General features: G+C 68.9%; 23 protein-coding genes. 8 read left to right on the forward strand and 15 right to left on the reverse strand.

The features are described 5' to 3' along the window. Positions 1 to 2 precede the first annotated feature (2 nt). Entirely contained in the window at positions 3 to 1,133 is a 1,131-nt protein-coding gene (dxr, locus tag IE307_RS31530) for a 1-deoxy-D-xylulose-5-phosphate reductoisomerase (RefSeq protein ID WP_191303019.1), read from the reverse strand. Positions 1,134 to 1,269: 136 nt separating this feature from the next. Between dxr and IE307_RS31535 the strand changes: the two genes are divergently transcribed. Continuing rightward, on the forward strand, positions 1,270 to 1,536 hold the full coding sequence (locus IE307_RS31535; RefSeq protein WP_191303020.1) for a GlsB/YeaQ/YmgE family stress response membrane protein: 267 nt from the start codon (positions 1,270 to 1,272) through the stop codon (positions 1,534 to 1,536). Positions 1,537 to 1,594: 58 nt separating this feature from the next. On the opposite strand, the gene IE307_RS31540 is transcribed toward IE307_RS31535, so the two are convergent. The 4 genes from IE307_RS31540 to IE307_RS31555 all read right to left on the reverse strand — a co-directional run bounded on the left by IE307_RS31540 (position 1,595) and on the right by IE307_RS31555 (position 5,563). Beyond that, entirely contained in the window at positions 1,595 to 2,245 is a 651-nt protein-coding gene (locus IE307_RS31540; protein ID WP_191303021.1) for a response regulator, read from the reverse strand. After that, positions 2,242 to 3,846: a sensor histidine kinase gene (locus tag IE307_RS31545; protein WP_191303022.1), complete on the reverse strand. Its 1,605-nt coding sequence runs from the start codon at positions 3,844 to 3,846 to the stop codon at positions 2,242 to 2,244. The genes IE307_RS31540 and IE307_RS31545 overlap by 4 nt, the downstream gene beginning before the upstream one ends. 71 nt (positions 3,847 to 3,917) lie before the next feature. Beyond that, positions 3,918 to 4,727 carry an ABC transporter permease gene (locus IE307_RS31550; RefSeq protein WP_191303023.1) on the reverse strand — a complete coding sequence of 270 codons (810 nt, stop codon included), beginning with the start codon at positions 4,725 to 4,727 and terminating at the stop codon, positions 3,918 to 3,920. Beyond that, the gene (locus IE307_RS31555) at positions 4,724 to 5,563 is read right to left on the reverse strand and encodes an ABC transporter permease (protein ID WP_229905250.1); all 840 of its coding nucleotides are present in this window, start codon (positions 5,561 to 5,563) and stop codon (positions 4,724 to 4,726) included. The genes IE307_RS31550 and IE307_RS31555 overlap by 4 nt, the downstream gene beginning before the upstream one ends. Positions 5,564 to 5,607: 44 nt before the next feature. On the opposite strand from IE307_RS31555, the gene IE307_RS31560 reads away from it, so the two are divergent. Next, positions 5,608 to 6,147 (forward strand): TetR/AcrR family transcriptional regulator, encoded by a 540-nt coding sequence (locus IE307_RS31560; protein ID WP_191303025.1) that lies wholly within the window; start codon positions 5,608 to 5,610, stop codon positions 6,145 to 6,147. Next, a complete protein-coding gene (locus IE307_RS31565; RefSeq protein ID WP_191303026.1) occupies positions 6,122 to 7,234 on the forward strand; it encodes a cytochrome P450 in 1,113 nt (370 codons plus the stop codon). Before IE307_RS31560 ends, IE307_RS31565 begins: the two co-directional genes overlap by 26 nt. Here IE307_RS31565 and IE307_RS31570 read toward each other — a convergent pair. Together IE307_RS31570 and IE307_RS31575 are read right to left on the reverse strand one after the other, a co-directional pair. Further along, positions 7,221 to 8,354 (reverse strand): polyamine ABC transporter substrate-binding protein, encoded by a 1,134-nt coding sequence (locus IE307_RS31570; protein WP_191303027.1) that lies wholly within the window; start codon positions 8,352 to 8,354, stop codon positions 7,221 to 7,223. The two genes, IE307_RS31565 and IE307_RS31570, sit on opposite strands and share 14 nt — an antisense overlap. Further along, the gene (locus IE307_RS31575; protein WP_191303028.1) at positions 8,347 to 9,486 is read right to left on the reverse strand and encodes an ABC transporter ATP-binding protein; all 1,140 of its coding nucleotides are present in this window, start codon (positions 9,484 to 9,486) and stop codon (positions 8,347 to 8,349) included. The genes IE307_RS31570 and IE307_RS31575 overlap by 8 nt, the downstream gene beginning before the upstream one ends. A 155-nt stretch (positions 9,487 to 9,641) precedes the next feature. Between IE307_RS31575 and IE307_RS31580 the strand changes: the two genes are divergently transcribed. Beyond that, positions 9,642 to 9,899: a DUF2631 domain-containing protein gene (locus tag IE307_RS31580; protein ID WP_191303029.1), complete on the forward strand. Its 258-nt coding sequence runs from the start codon at positions 9,642 to 9,644 to the stop codon at positions 9,897 to 9,899. Here the strand turns inward: IE307_RS31580 and IE307_RS31585 are convergent. Next, positions 9,896 to 10,795: an NADP-dependent oxidoreductase gene (locus IE307_RS31585; RefSeq protein WP_191303030.1), complete on the reverse strand. Its 900-nt coding sequence runs from the start codon at positions 10,793 to 10,795 to the stop codon at positions 9,896 to 9,898. The genes IE307_RS31580 and IE307_RS31585 overlap by 4 nt on opposite strands. Before the next feature lie 102 nt (positions 10,796 to 10,897). Between IE307_RS31585 and IE307_RS31590 the strand changes: the two genes are divergently transcribed. Then, positions 10,898 to 11,260 (forward strand): winged helix-turn-helix transcriptional regulator, encoded by a 363-nt coding sequence (locus tag IE307_RS31590; RefSeq protein WP_191303113.1) that lies wholly within the window; start codon positions 10,898 to 10,900, stop codon positions 11,258 to 11,260. Here IE307_RS31590 and IE307_RS31595 read toward each other — a convergent pair whose 3' ends face one another. Further along, complete coding sequence (locus IE307_RS31595; protein ID WP_229905251.1) at positions 11,261 to 12,826, reverse strand: serine/threonine-protein kinase; 1,566 nt, start codon at positions 12,824 to 12,826, stop codon at positions 11,261 to 11,263. A gap of 137 nt (positions 12,827 to 12,963) precedes the next feature. Here IE307_RS31595 and IE307_RS31600 point away from each other — a divergent pair, with 137 nt between their 5' ends. Next, entirely contained in the window at positions 12,964 to 14,157 is a 1,194-nt protein-coding gene (locus tag IE307_RS31600; RefSeq protein WP_191303031.1) for an RICIN domain-containing protein, read from the forward strand. A gap of 117 nt (positions 14,158 to 14,274) precedes the next feature. Further along, positions 14,275 to 14,766: a beta-class carbonic anhydrase gene (locus IE307_RS31605; RefSeq protein WP_191303032.1), complete on the forward strand. Its 492-nt coding sequence runs from the start codon at positions 14,275 to 14,277 to the stop codon at positions 14,764 to 14,766. On the opposite strand, the gene IE307_RS31610 is transcribed toward IE307_RS31605, so the two are convergent. The 3 genes from IE307_RS31610 to rlmN are packed head-to-tail and all read right to left on the reverse strand — an operon-like array spanning position 14,763 to position 16,998. Then, positions 14,763 to 15,191, reverse strand: coding sequence for a hypothetical protein (locus tag IE307_RS31610; protein WP_191303033.1), 429 nt, complete (start codon positions 15,189 to 15,191; stop codon positions 14,763 to 14,765). The two genes, IE307_RS31605 and IE307_RS31610, sit on opposite strands and share 4 nt — an antisense overlap. A 12-nt stretch (positions 15,192 to 15,203) precedes the next feature. After that, the gene (locus IE307_RS31615) at positions 15,204 to 15,848 is read right to left on the reverse strand and encodes a hypothetical protein (RefSeq protein WP_191303034.1); all 645 of its coding nucleotides are present in this window, start codon (positions 15,846 to 15,848) and stop codon (positions 15,204 to 15,206) included. Between the two features lie 43 nt (positions 15,849 to 15,891). After that, positions 15,892 to 16,998, reverse strand: a complete 1,107-nt coding sequence (rlmN, locus tag IE307_RS31620; protein WP_191303035.1) for a dual-specificity RNA methyltransferase RlmN — start codon at positions 16,996 to 16,998, stop codon at positions 15,892 to 15,894. 77 nt (positions 16,999 to 17,075) lie between these two features. On the opposite strand from rlmN, the gene IE307_RS31625 reads away from it, so the two are divergent. Next, the gene (locus IE307_RS31625) at positions 17,076 to 17,579 is read left to right on the forward strand and encodes a PadR family transcriptional regulator (protein ID WP_191303036.1); all 504 of its coding nucleotides are present in this window, start codon (positions 17,076 to 17,078) and stop codon (positions 17,577 to 17,579) included. 1 nt (position 17,580) lies between these two features. On the opposite strand, the gene IE307_RS31630 is transcribed toward IE307_RS31625, so the two are convergent. From IE307_RS31630 to IE307_RS31640, 3 genes are all read right to left on the reverse strand, one after another. Then, the gene (locus IE307_RS31630) at positions 17,581 to 18,558 is read right to left on the reverse strand and encodes an aldo/keto reductase (RefSeq protein ID WP_191303037.1); all 978 of its coding nucleotides are present in this window, start codon (positions 18,556 to 18,558) and stop codon (positions 17,581 to 17,583) included. A 19-nt stretch (positions 18,559 to 18,577) separates the two neighbouring features. After that, entirely contained in the window at positions 18,578 to 18,760 is a 183-nt protein-coding gene (locus tag IE307_RS31635; protein ID WP_191303038.1) for a hypothetical protein, read from the reverse strand. Between the two features lie 213 nt (positions 18,761 to 18,973). After that, complete coding sequence (locus IE307_RS31640) at positions 18,974 to 19,705, reverse strand: class I SAM-dependent methyltransferase (RefSeq protein WP_373306059.1); 732 nt, start codon at positions 19,703 to 19,705, stop codon at positions 18,974 to 18,976. Positions 19,706 to 19,803 lie beyond the last annotated feature (98 nt).

Consider the following 19,803-nt stretch of genomic DNA (forward strand, 5'->3'; position numbering starts at 1 on the left):
GCTCAGTTCCTTCCAACCAGCTCGCGGGCACGTGCGCGTGCCCAGTCCTCGGCGGCCAGGACCTCCGCGACGTCCGCGGGGTCGTCGTGCCATTCGTCTGCCTCGCCGAGAACCTGGCCGATGGTGTCCACGATCGACAGGAACGACGTGTGGCCGGCGACGAAGGAGGCGAGTGCCTCCTCGTTCGCGGCGTTGTAGATGGCAGGGAGGCATCCACCAGCGGTGCCTGCCTGCCGCGCGAGCTCGACCGCCGGGAACGTGACGCTGTCCAGCGGTTCGAACGTCCACGAGGTGGCGGTGTCAAAGGTACAGGCGGGCGCCGCGCCCGCGACGCGCTCGGGCCACCCCAGCCCCAGCGAGATCGGCAGCCGCATGTCCGGAGGCGACGCCTGCGCGAGCGTCGAGCCGTCCGTGAAGGTCACCATCGAGTGGATGATGGACTGCGGGTGCACCACGACGTCGACCCGGTCGTAGGGCACCCCGAACAGCAGGTGCGCCTCGATCAGCTCCAGGCCCTTGTTGACGAGGTTCGCCGAGTTGATGGTGACGACCTGTCCCATCGACCACGTCGGGTGCGCCATCGCCTGCTGCACGGTGACCGTTTCGAGCTCTTTGCGGCTTTTCCCCCGAAATGGCCCGCCCGATGCCGTCAGAACGAGTTTGTGCACCTCGTTCTGAGTTCCACCGCGAAGGCACTGCGCGAGCGCGGAGTGCTCGGAGTCGACCGGCACGATCTGGCCGGGCTTCGCCGCCCCGAGCACGAGCGGCCCGCCCGCGATGAGCGACTCCTTGTTCGCGAGGGCGAGAATGGCCCCGGTCTCGAGGACCTTGAGCGACGGCTCCAGCCCCCTGGACCCGTCCATGCCGTTGAGGACGACGTCCGCGGGACACGCCTCGATCAGGTCGACCATGCTGGTCAGCGTCCTGACACCGGGCACGTCGGCACCGTTGGCCACGGCCACGGTCTTCACGTCGAACTCTGCGGCCTGCTGCTCGAGCAGGTCGAGCTGACGTCCGCCCGCGCCGAGCCCGACGACCTCGAAGCGGTCCCGGTTGCGCCGGATGACGTCGAGCGCCTGGGTGCCGACCGAGCCGGTCGACCCCAGGATCAGGACAGTGCGTGGAGTACTCATCGCCCCTCATTGTTCCGGAGAGTGCCTGAGAGCCTCGGCACAGCCCGTTACTTTGATAACGGAGTGGTTTTGGAGGTGTGAAGTCGCCGGATCGAGGGCATTCCAGCTTCGTCAAGTCGTTGGAAGGAGACTCTCGGTGGGCATCCTCGGATGGATCGTGCTCGGCCTCCTGGCCGGAGCCATCGCCAAGGCGATCATGCCGGGCAAGGACCCGGGCGGAATCATCATCACGATGCTGATCGGCATCGTTGGCGCGATCCTGGGCGGATTCATCGGATCCGCTGTGTTCGGGACCGATCTGGGCTCGTTCTTCGATCTTCGCACGTGGCTGCTGGCCATCGTCGGATCGTTGATCCTGCTGGGCATCTACCGCCTGGTGACGGGTCGACGCAGTCACGCGTAGCCGCTCACGCTCAAGGGCCGTCCGGGTGTCACCCGGACGGCCCTTCGCGTGTCCGCGGTCAGTTCGCGATGCCCGCGTCCCGCGCCAGCAACGCCGCCTGCACCCGGTTCGTCAGCCCCAGCTTCGCCAGCAACCGCGACACGTACGTCTTCACCGTCGCCTCGGACATGTGCAGCTTCGCGCCGACGTCGGCGTTCGACATGCCCTGCCCGAGCAGCGCGAGCACCTCGACCTCGCGGTCGGTCAGCCCCTCGACGGCCTTCTGCGCCTCCTGCCGCTTCGGCTGGCCGGACGTCGCCACCATGCCGACCACGCGTGACGTGACCATCGGCGACAGATACGCCTCGCCGTTGTTGACCGCACGCACGGCGCGAAGCAGTTCCTCGGGCGCGGAGTCCTTGAGCAGGAAGCCCGCGGCACCGTCGGACAGCGCGCGCACGATGTTGTCGTCCTCGCCGAACGTCGTGAGCATCACGACCCGCACCGAAGGCGCCACGACCCGCAGCTCCTTGGCGCACGCGAGGCCGTCCATGCGGGGCATGCGGATGTCGAGCACGGCCACGTCGACGCGGCGCTCGCGCACGATCTGCAGGGCTTCGCGGCCGTCCCCCGCCTCCGCCACGAGCTCGATGTCGTCGGCGGTGCCGAGGATGGCCTTGATGCCCGCACGCATCAGCGGCTCGTCGTCGGCGATGAGCACCCGGATCATTGACCTGTCCTCTGCACGTGGATCTTCTTCTCGACCAGCTTGCCGTCTCGGAAGCAGAAGCGCACCACCCTGGTGCCCTTCGCGAGGTACGACTGCTCGTCGGTGATGTGGTAGACGCAGCGGGCGCCCGGCGGTTCGGGGGACGCCTGCGACTTGCGCTCGCCGTCGGCGACCAGGGGTTCGTCGCCCGCCGGGAGCAGCCCGAGCACGTCGGCCTCGGACTGGCCCTCCTGGATGCGGTCGAGGTTCTCCTGCGACACGACCTCGGTCACCGGCTGCGAGCCGAGGTAGGTGAAGCCGCCGATGATGATCGTCAGCACCAGGGACGCGCCCGCGATGGAACCGACGCCCGCCCACTTGCGGATGCCGCGCGGGGACTCCGCCTCCTCGTGCTCGTCCTCGGGCTCGTCCGGGAGCGGGGTCTCCTCGTAGGGCAGGACGGCGGCGATCCGGAACCCACCGGACGGCAGCGCGCCGACGTGCAGGATCCCGCCGGCCACGCGCACGCGTTCGGTGAGGCCGATCAACCCCACTCCCGGAGCGCCGGCGGTCGAGCCGTTGCGCGACGGGTTGTTGCGCACCTCCACGACCAGGGCATCCGGCTCGTACTTCACCGTCACCTGCACGGCGGCGCCCGGCGCGTGCTTGGCGGCGTTGGTCAGGCCCTCCTGTGCGACGCGATAGGCGGCGTGAGAGACACGTGACGGCAACGGGTGTGCTTGTCCGCCGCGCACGAGACTGACCAGAACACCGGCCTTGCGCGCGTCGGCGACCAACGAGTCGATGGACTCCGCGGTGCGTGTCGCCGGGTCGTCGTCGGGACCGTCCTCGGCCCGCAGAACGCCGATGATCGCCCGCAGCTCCCCCATGCCGGTCAACGCCGCCGAGCGCAGCACCCCGATCGCCTCGCGCTGCTTGTCCCCCAGCGACGGGTCCAGGGCCAGCGCGCCGGCGTGCACGGAGATCAGCGACAGCCGGTGGCCGAGGCTGTCGTGCATGTCCTGGGCGATGCGGCTGCGCTCGCGCAACCGGACCTGCCGCGACAACAGCTTGTGCTCACCGCGCATGCGCGTCTCGCGGTCCTGCATGGCCTGCACCAGCGCCTCGCGCTGCGCCAGGTACCGGCCGACGAGGAACGGCAGCGCCACGCCCACGCCGAAGATCGTGATCAGGATGAGCATCCCGTAGACGGGCTCGATCTCGAGCGGGCGCGCCTCCCAGTCCCACAGCAGCGCCACGACGACGAACGTGAGCGTCGTCGACGCCACCGCCTTGACCCACGACTCGATCCGGCGGCCCGCCGTGTAGCTCAGCACGACCATCATCGCGGGCCCGAGGAACGGGATCGCCGCACCGCCGATCATGACCGTCGCCGGCAGCAGGTGCCGCAACGGCAGCAGCACCACGTACACGGCGAAGACGCCCACGAGCGCCCAGCCCGACGCCCTGCTCTCGGCCCACGGTCCGGGCCAGACGTCCAGCAGGACCGCGGCGAGCATGACGATCAGGTCACCGACCAGCCGCACCACGGTCAGCCCACGGAGCCGGGCCAGGGTGTCGGCGCGGAACGCCTCGGCCCTGGTCCGCACAGCAGTAATCACGCTTTCAAGCTACGAGACGTCCCATGTCCGCGCGGCACGCTGGAGTATCGAATTCCAGCGACGAAAGTTGACTACACAGCCAGCTTCGCGGCTGATCCAGCACGACGGGCCCGCCAGGACGCGATGACCACGCCGATGATCAGCAGCAGCGCGGTCGCCGTCACCATCAAGGTCGACAAGGCCACGACCTCCGGTGAGATCCCGCGCTTGGAAGCCTGCGCGTAGACGAACACCGGCAGCGTCGTCGAGCCGACCCCGGTCAGGTACGACGAGATCACCACGTCGTCGAACGACAGCAGGAACGCGAACGCCGCACCCGCCGCCACCGCGGGCGCCACCAGCGGCAGCGTCACCGTCCGGAACGCCACGAAGGGCGACGCCCCGAGGTCGGCGGCGGCCTCCTCCATCCGCACGTCCATCCCGGAGACCCGCGACCGCACCACCACGACCACGAAGCTCAGCGAGAACGCCACGTGCGCGCACAGCAGCGCCCCGAACCCCAGTGGCACACCGGCGAGCTTCATGAAGAACCCCAGCATCGCGACGCCCATGACGACCTCGGGCACCACGAGCGGCAACGACAGCAGCACCGTCCACAGCCCACGTCCGGGGAACGCCCGCCGCAGCCCGAACGCCGCCAACGTCCCGATGACCGTCGAGATCACCGCCGACGCCAACGCCAGTTGCACGGACAGTTGCAGAGAAGCGAACACGCGCGTGTCGTCGGCAAGCTCCGAGTACCACTGCAGCGAGAACCCGCTGATGCGCGACAACGACCGCGACGAGTTGAACGACGCGATGGCGAGCCACGCGATCGGTGCGTACAAGAACAGGAACACCAGGGCCACGACGGCGCCGAGCGCCCACGGACGACGGTTCACAGCACGTCCTCCCCACGCCGTCCGCGCAGCGCGAGCACGAACACCACCAGCACGAGCAGCAACACGGCCATCGCCGACCCCAGCGGCCAGTTGTTGCCACCCCGGAACTGGTCGTCGATCACCGACCCGAACGTCGACTGGTCGACGCCACCGAGCAGCTTCGGCGTCACGAAGTCACCGGCCGCGGGCACCAGCACGAGCAACGACCCGGCCAGCACCCCGCTCATCACCCCCGGCAGCACCACGCGGAAGAACGTCGACACACGCCCGTGCCCGAGGTCGTACGACGCCTCCATCAACCGCACGTCGAACCGTTCGCACGCCACGTAAAGAGGCAGCACCATGAACGGCAGGAAGCCGTAGGTCAGGCCGAGCACGACAGCGCCGTTGGTCAGCAGGAACCCGCCGTCGCGGTCCAGTCCGGCCCACCCGAGCACGGTGTTCACGAGCCCCTCGCCGTCGAGCAGCGCCTTCCAGGCGTAGATCCGCGCGAGGTAGCTCGACCAGAACGGGATCAGCACCGCGGCGAGCAGCGCCGTCCGGTAACGCCCGCCGTACCGCGCGATGAACCACGCCAGCGGGAAGCCGAGCAGCAGACACGCGACGGTCGTGGCGCCGGCGTAGAGCAGGGTCCGCCCGAAGATCGGCAGGAACGCCGGGTCCAGCGCCGTCAGGTAGGCCCGGGTCGTCCACGGCAGCACCGCGCGGGCGACACCGGTGTGCCGCGTCGCGAAGCTGAACTCGACGACCACGACGAGCGGCGCGATCAGGAAGAACCCCAGCCAGAGCCCGGTCGGAGCGAGGAGGGCGTTGGCCTTCAGCCAGCGTCGGAGCACGAAGCGACATGCTAGAGCCTGAACATTCATGTACCGTTGTGAACATGAGTGTTCACCTGCTGCAGACGGCGACGTCCGTGCTGCTCAAGGACCCGACGGCGTCCCTCGGCGACGTCGCACGGGCGGCCGGTGTCGGCAGGACCACACTCCACAAGCGCTTCCCGACCAGGACGGACCTGGTCCGCGCGGTCGCGAACGAGGCGCTCGACCTGATCCACTCGGTGGCGAGCCAGGTCGACTTCGACGGCGAGGACGGACTCGAGGACCTGATCACGCGCCTGGTCGCACTCGGCCCGCGCGTGGAGTTCCTGCTCCGCTTCCCCGGCCTCGAACGGGACGAGGAACTGGCCGCCCGCATCCGCGAGATGGACCGGCCCGTGCTCGACATGATCACCCGGCTGCAGGGCACGAAGCTGCGCCGCGACCTGCCCGCGTGGTGGATCCTCCAGACCGCCTACGCCGGGCTCTTCAACGCCTGGGAGGCGATCAGCGACGGCCGTCTCGCGCCGCTGGACGCTCCCCGGTTCGTGCTCACCACGGTGTTCGAGGGGGTAGGCAGTGCTGGATCAGCTGACCGGGCATGAAGACCCGCATCCGATCTACGAACGGCTGCGCGCGCAGGGGCCGCTGACGCGCGACAACGGCGTGCTGGTCACGACCAGCCACCCGCTGGCGAACAAGATCCTGCGCGACCGGCGGTTCGGCGTCCGGTTCGCCGACGGCAGCTATCCGGCCAACGCGAGCCTGCTGCCCGAGTCGTTCCTCGAGCTCGACCCGCCGGACCACACCCGGCTGCGCAGACTCGCGACGCCGGCGTTCAGCCCGAAGAAGATCGACGAGTACCGGGCCCGCGTGGAGAAGGTCGCCGACGCGTTGCTCGACCGCGACGAGTTCGACCTGATCGCGGACTTCGCGGCGCCGTTGCCGATCTCGGTCATCAGCGACCTGCTCGGCATCCCCGACGCCGACACCGCCGAGTTCGCCGACTACGGCGCGCTCGTCGCCGCGTCGTTCGACTCGGGCGTCACCCCGGAGCTCACCAACGCCAACGACCAGGTGCTCGCACTGTTCGACCGGCTCATCGCGCAACGCCGCCGCACACCCGGCGACGACGTGATCAGCTCGCTGGTCGCCGCGGAGGCCGAGCAGAGGCTCACCCCGCAGGAGATGGTCGGCACCCTGGTGCTGCTGCTGGTCGCGGGCTTCGAGACCACGGTGAACCTGATCGGCAACGCCACGCGGGCGTTGCTCGGCCACCCCGCCCAGTGGGAGCTCTTCAAGGCCCACCCCGAACTCGCGCCCGCGGTCGTCGAGGAGACGCTGCGGTGGGCGCCGCCGGTGCAGCTGACCAGCCGGATCGCGCACGAACAGGTCGACGCGATCGGCAAGGACGAGATGGTGACCCTGCTGATCGGCGCCGCCAACCGCGACCCCGAGGTGTACCCGGAGGCGCACAAGTTCGACGTGATGCGCGTGCACAAGCCGGAGCACCTGGCGTTCTCCAGCGGCATCCACTACTGCCTGGGCGCGACGCTCGCGCGCATGGAGGGCGACGTGGCGTTGCGCGCGCTGGCACGCCGCATGCCCGGGCTGAGGCAAGCCGGTCCTGTGACGTTCCGCGAGTCGGTGGTGATCCGGGGGATGAAGTCGATGCCGGTCAGCCGGTCTTGACCTTCGTCCAGGCGTCGGCGTAGAGCGCTTCGGCGTCGCCGCCGAGGTCCTTGATGAACGGCAGCTTCGCGAGCTGGTCGGCCGGCGGGTACACGACCGGGTCGTTCAGGAGCTGCTTGTCGATCAACGGCTTCGCGGCGGCGTTGGGGCTGCCGTACCGGACGGCGTTGGACAGCGCCGCCCCCGCCTCCGCGCCCAGGACGTGGTCGATGAACCGGTGCGCGTTCGCGGCGTGCGGCGCGTCCTTCGGGATGACGAGCAGGTCCACGTAGGACAGTCCGCCTTCCGCCGGAATGGCGTACCCGATGTCGTCGTTGGTCTCGCGCGCCTGGAACGCGTCGCCGGAGTACGACTGGGCGAGCCGCACCTGGCCGGAGGTCAGCGGTTCGATCACGTCCGAGGTGATCTGGCCGAGCTTCTTCTTCAACGACAGCAGGAAGTTCGCCGCGTCGTCGATCTGCCCCGCGTCGGTGGTGTTCGGGTCGTGGCCGAGCTTCAGCAGGCCGATCGCCATGCCGTCGCGAGCCTCGTCGAGGATCGAGCTGCGGCCCAGGGCGTTCGGCAGGTCGAAGGCGTCGAAACCGGTGACGTCACCGCCGATCCCCGACTTCGAGTACGCCAGACCCGTTGTGCCCCATGCCCACGGCACGGAGTACTGGTTGCCCGGGTCGTACTCGGCCTCGGCGAACCGCGGTTCGAGGTTGCGCAGGTTCGGGATCGCGTCGTGGTCGAGGGGCTGCAGCAGGCCGGACCGCAGGAAGCGGCGGAGGAAGTTGTCCGACGGCACCACCAGGTCGTAGCCCGCCTGGCCGGACGCGATCTTGGCTTCCATCTCGTCGTTGGTGGAGAAGTTGTCGTACGTGACCTCGATGCCGCTGACGGCCGTGAAGCCCGGCAACGTCTCCGGCGCGATGTAGTCGGTCCAGTTGTAGAAGTTGAGCTTCGGCTCGTCGGTCAGGTTCGCGGCCTCGGCCGCACCGGGACCGCCGGTGTTCTCCGGCGCCGGGCCGACCGCGCACGCGGCGAGCGCGAAGAACGCCATGGAGCCCAGCATCGTGCGCCGGGTCACCCGCGGGCTGCCGACGTCCCACAGCCGGGCGATCCGGACGTGCTCAGTCATCCCCCGGCTCCAGCAGCACGGTGAACTCGGGGTCCCAGGCCATCCGCACGGTCTGGCCGGGCGCGCCCGCGTCGTCGATGCGCTGGGCGTTCTGCACGAACGCCGTCAGCACGCCACTAGGCGTCTCGACCACGAACTGCGTGGAGACGCCCGTGTAGACGACGTCCTGCACGACGCCCTGCAGCACGCACCAGCCCATGGGCGGCTCGGCGCTCTCGTTGAACAGGTGCACCTTCTCGGGCCGCACGGTCGCGGCGACCTTCTTGCCGTGACTGACGCTGCCGGAGAACTTGGCGCGCAGGTTCGTGGCGCCGGGAGCCGTCAGCGAGACCAGCCCACCGTCCACACCGGACACCTCGGCGCGCAAGACGTTGGACGTGCCGATGAACCCGGCGACGAACCGGGTGGCGGGACGTTCGTAGACGTCCTCCGGGTAGCCGACCTGCTCGATCCTGCCCGCGTTCATCACGGCGATGCGGTGCGAGAGGACCAGCGCCTCCTCCTGGTCGTGCGTGACGTAGAGGAACGTCGTGCCGACCTCGCGCTGGATGCGCATCAGCTCGATCTGCAGTTCCTTGCGCAGCTTGGCGTCGAGCGCGCCGAGCGGTTCGTCCAGCAGGAGCAGCCGCGGGCCGGCGGCGAGCGCACGGGCGATGGCCACGCGCTGCTGCTGACCACCGGAGAGCTGCGCGGGCCTGCGTTTGGCGAACTGCGACAGCCTCACCAGCTCGAGGTGCTCACCGACGCGCTTCTTGAGCTCGTCGCCGCGGATCTTCTTGCGCTTGAGGCCATACGCGACGTTGTCCCACACCGACATGTGCGGGAACAGCGCGTACGACTGGAAGACGGTGTTGACGTCCCTCTTGTGGGGAGGGACGCCCACCATGTCGTTGCCGTCGAGCTCGATGCGGCCCTCGTCGGGGTCGAGGAACCCGGCGATCATGCGCAGCACCGTGGTCTTGCCGCAGCCCGACGGGCCGAGCACCGAGAAGAACTCGCCCTCGTGGACGTTCAGCGAGACGCCGTCGACCGCCACCTGGTCGGAGAAGCGCTTGCGCACTCCGTGCAGACCGATCTCGACGGGGGCGAACGCGTCCGGGGTGGAGCCCTCGGCGGGGGAGAAGCCGGTCAAGTCGAGGCGCCTTCGCAGGATCGGACGGGTGGGCCGCGGTGAGCCTAAACCCGCCCGGCCCCGCCCGTCAGTCGTGCGCGCGCGACCTCACACATCCGTGCTCTCCCACATGTGCGACGATGGCCTTGTAATCCGGATGAGCAGTGGAGGAAACCGTGGCCACGTCCTCGGAACTGGACAAGCGTCCTGCCGTCGACCCGCACGAGGAGCCGTCGCACGAGTGGGGCTGGCACGGCACGTTCCCGAAGGGCACTCGCATCGCGGGCTGGCTCTCGGCGATCTTCTGCTTCCTCATGCTGATCGGCAACCACCACGGTCAGACCGAGAACATCTTCCTCGTCGCCACCGGCGTCTCGATCATCGCCTTCCTGGTGTGGGACGCCGCGCGCAGCAAGAAGCCCTGGCGCCGCTAGAGGGTCTCCAGCACGATCTTGCCCTGGGTGCGGCCCGTCTCGCCCAGGGCATGTGCTTGTCCGGCCTCTTGCAGGGGGAACGTCGCGTCGACGTGCACCCTGAGCTCACCCGACTCGACCAGCGCGGCGATGGCCTGCAGCCCCGCGCGGTCGGGCTCGACCAGGACCGGGCTGGTCCTGATGTCGTCGCGGACCGGCCTGTCCACTCCGGACGGCACACCGACGAACAACCCGCCGGGCCGCACCGGCGCCGGTGACGCGCCACCGACCAGGTCGACGAACAGGTCGACGTCGGTGCCCTCGTAGTTGCTCTTCGTGTAGTCGACCACCTCGTCCGCGCCGAGGTCCTTGAGGAACGCGTGCTTGGCCTCACGCGCGGTGCCGATGACGTACGCGCCGTGCGCCTTCGCGATCTGCACCGCGAGGTGCCCGACACCGCCCGCCGCGGCCGAGATCAGCACCTTCTGCCCCTTCTGCACGTCAGCCGTGTCGACCAGGACCTGGTAGGCGGTGAGGGCAGCCAACGGCAGCGCGGCGGCCTCCACGTGGGTGAGGCCCTTCGGCTTCTTCGCGAAGTGGCGGGACGGCGCCGTGACGTACTCGGCGTAGGCGCTCGCGGCCCGCGGGAACCACGGCATGCCGTAGACCTCGTCGCCGGCCTTGAGGGTCGTGACGCCGAAGCCGACCTCCTCGACCACACCGGAGACGTCCCAGCCGTTGATGAACGGGAAGGTCTGCAGCCCCGCCATGCCGCCGCCGGCGCGCGTCTTCCAGTCGACGGGGTTCACGCCTGCCGCGTGCACCCTGACCAGCACCTCCGTCGGAAGTGGCGCAGGCTTGGGGACGTCGGTGAGGGTGAGGGGGCCGCCGAACTCGTTCTGGGTGATCGCTCGCATACCTCCAGCATGGGAGAGCTGGTCACTTTTCGCAATCAGGCACTATCTTGTGCACTAGGTACCTGATAGAAACTAGGCGTGATCAGGGACGTTTATCTCAAGATGTGTCCGTGCCGCGACCTGCTGGACATGGTCGCGTCGAAGTGGACGGCGCTGGTGATCGGCGACCTCGAAGACGGGCCCAAGCGGTTCGGTGAGCTGAAGCGCCGATTGGAAGGCGTCAGCCAGAAGATGCTCACCCAGACGTTGCGCACTCTCGAACGCGACGGGCTCGTCACGCGCACGGTGTACCCCTCGGTGCCGTTGCGCGTCGAGTACGAGCTGACGGAGCTGGGGCGCAGCGTCACCGAGCCACTGGCCGCGCTGCGGTTGTGGGCGCAGAAGAACTACGAGTCCGTGGCCGAGGCGCGTGAGACGTTCGACAGCGCCGATCCGATCGGGCTGGAGCCCGCCGCGGCGCGCTGATCACGCCAGGACCCACCCCTGCACGAACTCCTGCGCGTACCCCTCGCAGCCCGCCACCGAGTCGAAGTGGTGCCCGCCCATGTTGCACCGGTGCAGCACCAAGGTGTTCACGTCGCTGGGCTTGGCGGTGAAGACGTAGCCGAGCACACCGCCGTAGCGCTGCTGCCCCTCGCACGTGGAAGAAGCCGACGTCATGCGGTCTTCCGAGTTGTTGATGACGCAGCTGTAGAGCGGTTTGGTGTTCGGCTCCTGCTTCGCGAGGAGCTTGCCGAGGCCGCCGGTGTTCTCGACCGTGAAGCCGGCCGGGACGCCGATGTTCGGCGTTCCGCTGTAGTGCCAGCCCTTTCCGTTGCGGTAGCGGGAGAACGCGACCGTCTCGCGCGGCGGTTTCGGCTGCGTCGTCTGCTGCGGGGGCTGGGCGGGCTGCGTGGTCTGGGCGGATTTCGAGGCCTGGGTGGACGACGGCGCCGCGCTGCTGCTCGGGGCGGCACTGCTGCTGCTCGCCGCCGTGCTGGACGGCGCGCTGCCCGCCGTGGAGGACGGCTGTTCGGAAGCCGGGCCCTGTTGCGCGGCCGCCGCCTCACCCTGCCGCGTCTCCGGCTTGATCAGGAAGACCGCGGCGAGCGCGATCACCACGACCACCGCCGCCGCACCGGCGAACAGCCCGATCTTCTTGCGCGACTTGGGTTTGTCGTCCCAGTCCGCGTGGGTCGTGCTCGGCGCGACGTAGCTCGTGACCGGTTCGATGACGACGGTCTGCTCGGACGGCGCCAGAGGCTTGACCGTGGTGGTGGCGCCGCTCAGCCGTTCCCTCAACTGGTCAGCGGTGAGCCGGCGGGTGTCGTCCTGGGTCAGCAGCGCCATGATCGTGTCGGCGAGCGGGCCCCTGGTCCGGTGCAGGACGGGCTCGTCGTACATGATCGCGTGCATCGTGGCCGCGGTCGTGTCGCGCTGGAACGGCGAACGGCCCTCGACGGCGTGGAACATGGTGGCGCCCAACGCCCACAGGTCGCTCGCCGGTGACGGCTGCTTGCCCGCGAACAGCTCCGGTGCCATGTAGCCGGGCGAGCCCATGATGCCGCCGGTCGCCGTCAGCCCGGGGTCGTCCATGGCGCGGGCGATGCCGAAGTCGGCGAGCTTCACGCGTCCGTCGGGCAGCACCATGATGTTGCTGGGCTTGACGTCCCGGTGCACGATGCCCGCCGCGTGCGCCGCCTCGAGTGCGTTGAGCGTCTGCAGGCCGATGTCCGCGACCTCGTCCTCGGAGAGCTGCCTGCGGGTCATGACCTCGGAGAGCGTGGGCGCCTCGACGAGCTCCATGACCAGGTACGTGGCGCCGTGCTCGACGATGACGTCGTAGATGCCGACGACGTTCGGGCTGTTCAGGCGTCCGGCCGTGCGCGCTTCCCGCAGCACCCGCTCGGTCTCGGTGGTCCGCAGCTCCTTGAGCGCGACCTGCCGGCCGATGACCCTGTCCTCGGCGAGCCAGACGACCCCCATGCCGCCCCGGCCCAGCTCCCTGATCGTCGCGTATCTGCCCGCGACCAGCCTCGTTTCGTCCCCCACGAGGCCGCATGGTAGCCGCACGGTCGTATCGGCCGGTTTCCTGTCCGGTTCTGTCCGCTGACAGTGCGTGCCGGGTTCGCTACCGTTCGAGATGGTCTAGACCGCTTCCCTGTCATCGCGTTGAAGGCGGTCTGCTCATGTCTTTAAGCGTGTTGTTGGCGGCGTTGACCCTGCTCAGTCCGATCGTGGACGACCTGCCGGACGAGTTCCGGCAGCCCTCCCCCGCCCTGTCCGTCCAGTCCGTCGTGTGTGACGGCGACGGTGTGAGCGGCAAGCGCGTTCAGGCCGTGTACGTGCGCGGCGACCAGTCCGCGGACCGGTACCCACAGCTCGTGGGCCAGTTCCAGTCGTTCGCGGACCAGATCGACAACGCCTTCGTCGAAGCTGCCGCACGTCTGGGCGGCGGCGTCCGGCACGTGCGCTTCGTGACGCAGGCCGACTGCCGCGCGAAGGTGGACAACGTTGTCGTCCCGCAGTCGGCGATGTCGTCCCCTTCGGCCGTCGCCGACCAGCTGGCCGCACGCGGCTACAACCGCACCGACCGCAAGTACCTGTTCTGGCACGACTCCGGCGGCTGCGGCGTGGCGTGGGGCGCGCCGGGCGACGACCGCCCCGGCGCCGACAACGGCTACAACTCAGGACCTTCCTACGCCGCAGTGGGAACGGGCTGCTGGACGTGGCAGGCCAGCGCCCACGAACTGCTGCACACCCTTGGCGCCGTGCAGCGTTCAGCACCGAACTCCACGGCGTTCGGCCACTGCTGGGACGACCAGGACATCATGTGTTACGACGACGGCGGCATCCCGAACCCGCCCGGCGGCCTGGTGAACGTCTGCCCCGGCGCACCCGAGAACCAGATCGACTGCGGGGGCAACGACTACTTCCACACCAACCCCGCCTCGGGCTCCTACCTGGCGACGCGCTGGAACGTGGCGCGCAGCCAGTTCCTGACCTCGTCGGGCTCCGGAGCGATCGTGGGCATCGGCGGGAAGTGCGTCGACATCAGCAACTCCGGCACCGCGGACGGCACGGCGATCCAGCTGTGGGGCTGCAACGGCACCGGCGCCCAGCAGTGGTCACGCGCCGGGGACACGTTGCGCGCCTTGGGGAAGTGCATGGACGTCAACGGTTCCGGTGTTGCCGACGGCACGGTCGTGCACCTCTGGACGTGCAACGGCAGTGGGGCGCAGGTGTGGACGCGCGTCGGCAACACCTTGCGCAACCCGCAGTCCGGCAAGTGCCTCGACGCGGCGGGCAACTCGTCCGCTGACGGTACGAAGCTGCACATCTGGACGTGCACGGGCGGTGCGAACCAGAACTGGCAGCTCTAGTTGCATCGGCCCCCGCTTGTGTCTGAGTGGGGGCCTTTCCCACCTTTCGGGCGCTGTTGCAGGTATGCGCATACGACAGTTTGCTCACCTATACATTCCGGTGAGAGGACACAAATCATGTCGGTGACCGACGAACTGCTCGCCAACAACGCCTCGTACGCAGCCCAGTTCTCAGGTCCGCTCCCCCTGCCGCCGGCCAAGCACGTGGCCGTCGTGGCGTGCATGGACGCCCGCATCGACGTGTACCGCGTCCTCGGGCTCCAGGAGGGCGAGGCGCACGTCATCCGCAACGCCGGCGGCGTCGTGACGGAGGACGAGATCCGTTCGCTCGCCATCAGCCAGCGCCTGCTCGGCACCCGCGAGATCATCCTCATCCACCACACCGACTGCGGCATGCTGACGTTCACCGACGACGACTTCAAGCGCTCGATCCAGGACGAGGTCGGCGTGAAGCCCTCCTGGTCCGCCGAGGCGTTCAACGACCTGGAGGAGGACGTGCGGCAGTCGATCGGCCGGATCGCCGGCAACCCGTTCGTGCCGGTGAAGGACTCGGTGCGCGGCTTCGTGTTCGACGTGGCGACCGGCGCCCTGACCGAGGTCAAGCCCTAGACGGACGCCCAGCAGTAAAGCCGTTCGCCGTTGCGCTTCGCCTCGGCGGCCAGGGCTTTGAGGTCGTGCAGGATGTCCGCGAGCACAGCAGGGTCGAACCCGTCCAGTTCCTCGACCTCGGCCCACCTCACCGCGACCTCGTCCAGGTCATCGGCGGCCGCGAGCCCGTCCCGCAGGCCGTCGGTGACCGTGAGGACCAGCACGTCGCCCTCGTGCTCGATCGCGATGCCGTCGCCCCACCTCGGGTCCTCGGCCACGTCGTCGTAGGCGCGCCCGGTGAGCAACTCCTCGAGCTGTCCCATCACCACCTCGGGATCGAGTGACTTGGTCTGCACCGTCGGGAACCGGCGCTTCGGCCCACCGATGACCGTCGTGGCGGCCGCGTCGTCCGACGGTGCGGCGAAGTAGTCGTACAAGACGCCCATTCTGAGGCCCCTTCAGGCGTGCACGCGATGGTCGTCGCAGTAGAACACGTGCAGCCACTTCCAGTGGCGCAAGTCCTCGGTGATCTCCGCGCAGCAGTGTTCGCCGGGATTCTCGTGCATGAACTGGGGTCCGTCCTCGACCAGCCTCTGGAACTCGGGCCCAGCGGAGTGGAACGCGGGCGCGCTGCCGACGACGAACACGGTCTCGCCCACGACCTCCCCGCGCAGCAGGTCCCTGTTCTCCCGGTGGTAGCGGCGCTCGTGGTCGGGCTCCGCCCCGAAACCCCGGCAGACAACGGTGTGCGGCCGCCCGTCACCGAGCCTGGCGCGCACTTCCTTCCACCGCGACAGCCGGAAACCCAGGCTGTGGTGCATCAGCACCAGGTCGAGGAACGGCCCGTCGCTCCAGACGCACTCCGTGTTCCCGCTCTGCCGCAACGGCAGGTACACCAGCGTGCGCGGCGACCGCATCGCGAACACCCAGGCCATGGCGATGGTGCGTGCGGCGTTCTTGTCCACACAGGACTCAACGCCCTCGAACCCCTCGAACAACGGCGCGTGGCTCACCGGCTGGGCAGGCCGCACCACGCGGTACTCGTCCTTGCCCAGCCGCACCGTGCTGACGAGCGTGCGCCAGCGTTCCCCCTCGAGTTTCATCAGGGGGAACGGTAGAAGCCCGCAGGCTTCTCAGCGACTGGTTTCAGCCCTCGGCCGCGAGCTGACCGCAGGCAGCCGCGATCTCCTGGCCACGCGTGTCCCGCACGGTGCACTCGACACCCTGCTCGCGGACCCGCCGCACGAACTCCCGCTCCACCGGCTTCGGCGACGCGTCCCACTTGCTTCCCGGCGTCGGGTTCAGCGGGATCAGGTTGACGTGCACGAGCTGCCCGAGGTGCTTGCGCAGCTTCTTGCCGAGCATGTCGGCACGCCAGCCCTGGTCGTTGATGTCGCGGATCAGCGCGTACTCGATGCTCACGCGGCGACCGGTCTTGTCCGCGTAGCCGCGGGCGGCCTCCAGGACCTCGGCGACGTTCCACTTCGTGTTGACGGGCACGAGCGTGTCGCGCAGCTCGTCGTCCGGAGTGTGCAGCGACACGGCGAGGCGGACCTGGAGGTTCTCCTCGGTCAGCTTCTTGATCGCGGGCACGAGGCCGACCGTCGACACCGTCACGTGGCGCTGCGAGATGCCCAGGCCGTCCGGCGCGGGGTCGCAGATGCGGTGGACGGCCTCGAGGATGCGCTTGTAGTTCGCGAGTGGCTCGCCCATGCCCATGAAGACGATGTTCGACAGCCGGCCGGGACCACCGGGCAGCTCACCGTCGCGCATGGCGGCGGCGCCGAGGCGCACCTGGTCCACGATCTCCGCGGTCGACAGGTTGCGCTGCAGGCCGCCCTGGCCGGTCGCGCAGAATGGGCACGCCATGCCGCAACCGGCCTGCGACGAGATGCACAGCGTCGCGCGGTCCGGGTAGCGCATGAGCACCGACTCGATGAGCGTGCCGTCGTGCGCGCGCAGCAGCGTTTTCGCCGTCGTGCCCTCATCGGCGGTGACCTTGCGCACGACCGTGAACAACGGCGGCATCAGGTCGGCCACGAGCTTGTCGCGCGTGGTCGCCGGGATGTCGGTCATCTCGGCGGGATCGACGGTCAGACGGCTGAAGTAGTGGTTCGACAGCTGCTTCGCCCGGAAGGGCTTCTCACCCAGCGCCGCAACGGCTTCCGCACGTTGCGCGGGCGAGAGGTCGACCAGGTGGCGCGGCGGCAGGCCGCGCTTGGGCGCGTCGAAGACAAGGGGAAGCGAGGTCATAGCACATCTAGTGTCCCACGAACTTCGACAACACAAGACCGTTGCATCGCGATAGGTTCCGATATATCGTTAACGACATGATGATGAAACCACACCACCGAGAGCACCACCACAGGCACCGCCGCGGACCCTTCGGGGGCGGCGGCAGGGGCGGCCGCCAAAGGCGCGGCAACGTCCGGGCGGCCGTTCTGTCCCTGCTGGCAGACCGGCCGATGCACGGCTACGAGATCATCCAGGAGATCGCCCGGCGCACCGGCGGCGTGTGGAGCCCGAGCCCCGGCTCGGTCTACCCGACGCTGCAGATGCTCGCCGACGAGGGCCTCGTCTCCGCGGAGGAGGAAGGAGGCAAGAAGTTGTTCAACCTCACCGAGCGCGGCAGGACGGAGCACACGGCCCCGCCCTGGCACGACATCGAGAGCCAGCTGGACCCGGTCGACGGCGAGCTGCGCACCGCGGTCCGCCTGCTGGGCGCCGCGATGGAACAGATCTCCCACGCGGGCGCCCCGGAGCAGAAGGCCCGCGCGGCCGAGCTCTACAACGACCTGCGCCGCAAGCTCTACGCCATCCTCGCCGAGGAGTGACCTACCACCGGTCGTGCACGTGCGGCCGGATCAACTCGTCGTACACCTCTGCGACGGCCTTCCCGTCCACCGGTCGCAGATCCGCCGCCTGGGCATTGCCCCGAGCCTGCTCCACGTTGCGGGCACCGGGAATCACCACCGTCACGCCGGACTGGTCCACGATCCACCGAAGCGCGAACTGCGCCATCGTGGCACCTTCCGGCACCAACGGCCGGAGCCGCTCAACGGCCTCCAGACCCACCTCGAACGGCACCCCGGCGAACGTCTCGCCGACGTCGAACGCCTCACCGTTGCGGTTGTAGTTGCGGTGATCGTCCGACCCGAACGTCGTCGCCTTGTCGTACTTCCCGCTCAGCAACCCGGACGCGAGCGGCACCCGCGCGATGATCGCGACACCGGCCTCGGCCGCCTTCGGCAGCACCTCCTCGAGGGGCTTGAGCCGGAACGCGTTCAGGATGATCTGCACGCTGGCGACGTTCGGGCGCTTGATCGCCTCCAGCGCCTCCTCGACCTTCTCCACCGAGACGCCATACGCAGCAATCCGCTGCTGCGCAACCATTTCGTCCAACGCGTCGTACACCTCGTCCCGGCTGTACACCGCCGTGGGCGGGCAGTGCAGCTGCACGAGGTCCAACGTGTCGACACCCAGGTTGCGGCGACTCCGGTCGTTCCACGCGAGGAAGTTCTCCCGGCTGTACCCCTCCGAGACCTGAGCCGGCAACCGCCGCCCCATCTTCGTCGCGACGAAAACGCCGTCGTCCTTGCGCTCCTTGAGGAACCGCCCGACGAGAGTCTCGCTGCGCCCGTCGCCGTACACGTCGGCGGTGTCGAAGAAGTCGACACCCGTGTCGGCGGCGGCGTGCAGCAGGGCCAGCGCTTCGCTCTCGTCCACGTCGCCCCAGTCGGCGCCGAGCTGCCAGCACCCCAGCCCCACGACGCCGACCTGGCGGTTCAACCTGCCTGCGTTTCGCTTCTCCACGAACCGAAGCCTAGTCCGGTCAGGCCCGCCCGACCGCTTGAGCGGCGACGACCAGGAGTGCGTCACGCAGTGCGCCGGACAGGTCCGCGATCCGGGTCAGCGCATCGGCGTCCTGGCCCTCCGCCAGTCGGATGACCTCCAACTGCGTCGCGATCTCCCAGTCGGTCAACGCCCTGTGCTCCCGTGAGGTCGGCAGCTCCATGGTGTCCAGGTGCTGCGCGATGTCAGTGGCGATGCTCGAGCAGGCGTCAGACCAGTCCCGGAGCGATGCACGATCGACGTTCAAATTCGCTCGAAGCACCAGTTCGGACGCCGCGAGCGCGCGCAGAACTGCGCCTGCATCGCGTGTCCGCCCCAACTCCCTCAGGGACCTCGATCGCAGCAGCAAGCTCTCTGTACGGGTTCGGCGGCACGCTCACAGGATCAAGCCGCTCGGCTTGCGCCGCACGTGCAGCCGATATCCGACCGGAAAGCTCAGCCCGGTCACCGAAGCGATCGCCCGTTCGGCCACCTTCGCGGAGAACTCGATCCGCAACACGGCCTCCAGATCCTCCCGCCGCTCGAACCGCCACTCCGCGGTGACACGACGAAGCGAGAACCCGTTGTCCGCGAAGAACTTCTCGACCACAGCCGGGTCATAACGCGGTTCGTCGGCCCGAAGCCAAGGCCCGTACGGATCCGCCGAACCGTCCAGATCGACGATCGCCAGCGCACCCCCGGGCCGCAGCACCCTGTCCGCCTCCCGCAGCCCCGGCTCACACCCCGGCCCGAAGAAGTACGCGGTCCGAGCGTGCACCAGATCAGCGGAGGCGTCGTCCAGTGGAAGCCCTTGCGCAGGACCCGAAACGACACGTGCATTGGACGTCGAAGCAATTCGGTGCTTGGCCCGCGCGACCAAAGGCGGGTGCGGTTCGACACCGGTGACGGACTTCGCCGTCCGCGCGAACAACGGCAAATGGAATCCGTCGCCACAGCCGACGTCCACCACGTCCCGGCCCTCAAACGGACATTCTTCGCTTATCGCCGTCCAAATCGCGCCGTGGACGTCCTGCGCCCGGTTCTCGACCTCGTACACCTCGGGCCAGTGCCAGATGTTCGGGCTGGGCACGACGTCTGCCGGACGCACCGCGTTCAGCGCCGCCCGCACGAATCCCCTCACGAAGCCACTGTAGGGCCTCCGTTTACCAGTGACCGTACGAATTCGTCCAATCACGGCGTAGCGTGTTGTCATCTCTTTCCTGCAGG

Source organism: Lentzea cavernae (assembly GCF_014653695.1).
Taxonomy (GTDB): Bacteria; Actinomycetota; Actinomycetes; order Mycobacteriales; family Pseudonocardiaceae; genus Lentzea; species Lentzea cavernae.

Coding starts and splice junctions, on each gene's coding strand:
- dxr (WP_191303019.1), bottom strand. CDS start 1,133: ATGAGTACTCCACGCACTGTCCTGATCCTGGGGTCGACCGGCTCGGTC.
- IE307_RS31540 (WP_191303021.1), bottom strand. CDS start 2,245: ATGATCCGGGTGCTCATCGCCGACGACGAGCCGCTGATGCGTGCGGGC.
- IE307_RS31560 (WP_191303025.1), top strand. CDS start 5,608: ATGAGTGTTCACCTGCTGCAGACGGCGACGTCCGTGCTGCTCAAGGAC.
- IE307_RS31570 (WP_191303027.1), bottom strand. CDS start 8,354: ATGACTGAGCACGTCCGGATCGCCCGGCTGTGGGACGTCGGCAGCCCG.
- IE307_RS31585 (WP_191303030.1), bottom strand. CDS start 10,795: ATGCGAGCGATCACCCAGAACGAGTTCGGCGGCCCCCTCACCCTCACC.
- IE307_RS31590 (WP_191303113.1), top strand. CDS start 10,898: ATGTGTCCGTGCCGCGACCTGCTGGACATGGTCGCGTCGAAGTGGACG.
- IE307_RS31600 (WP_191303031.1), top strand. CDS start 12,964: ATGTCTTTAAGCGTGTTGTTGGCGGCGTTGACCCTGCTCAGTCCGATC.
- IE307_RS31605 (WP_191303032.1), top strand. CDS start 14,275: ATGTCGGTGACCGACGAACTGCTCGCCAACAACGCCTCGTACGCAGCC.
- IE307_RS31610 (WP_191303033.1), bottom strand. CDS start 15,191: ATGGGCGTCTTGTACGACTACTTCGCCGCACCGTCGGACGACGCGGCC.
- IE307_RS31615 (WP_191303034.1), bottom strand. CDS start 15,848: ATGAAACTCGAGGGGGAACGCTGGCGCACGCTCGTCAGCACGGTGCGG.
- rlmN (WP_191303035.1), bottom strand. CDS start 16,998: ATGACCTCGCTTCCCCTTGTCTTCGACGCGCCCAAGCGCGGCCTGCCG.
- IE307_RS31625 (WP_191303036.1), top strand. CDS start 17,076: ATGATGATGAAACCACACCACCGAGAGCACCACCACAGGCACCGCCGC.
- IE307_RS31635 (WP_191303038.1), bottom strand. CDS start 18,760: ATGGAGCTGCCGACCTCACGGGAGCACAGGGCGTTGACCGACTGGGAG.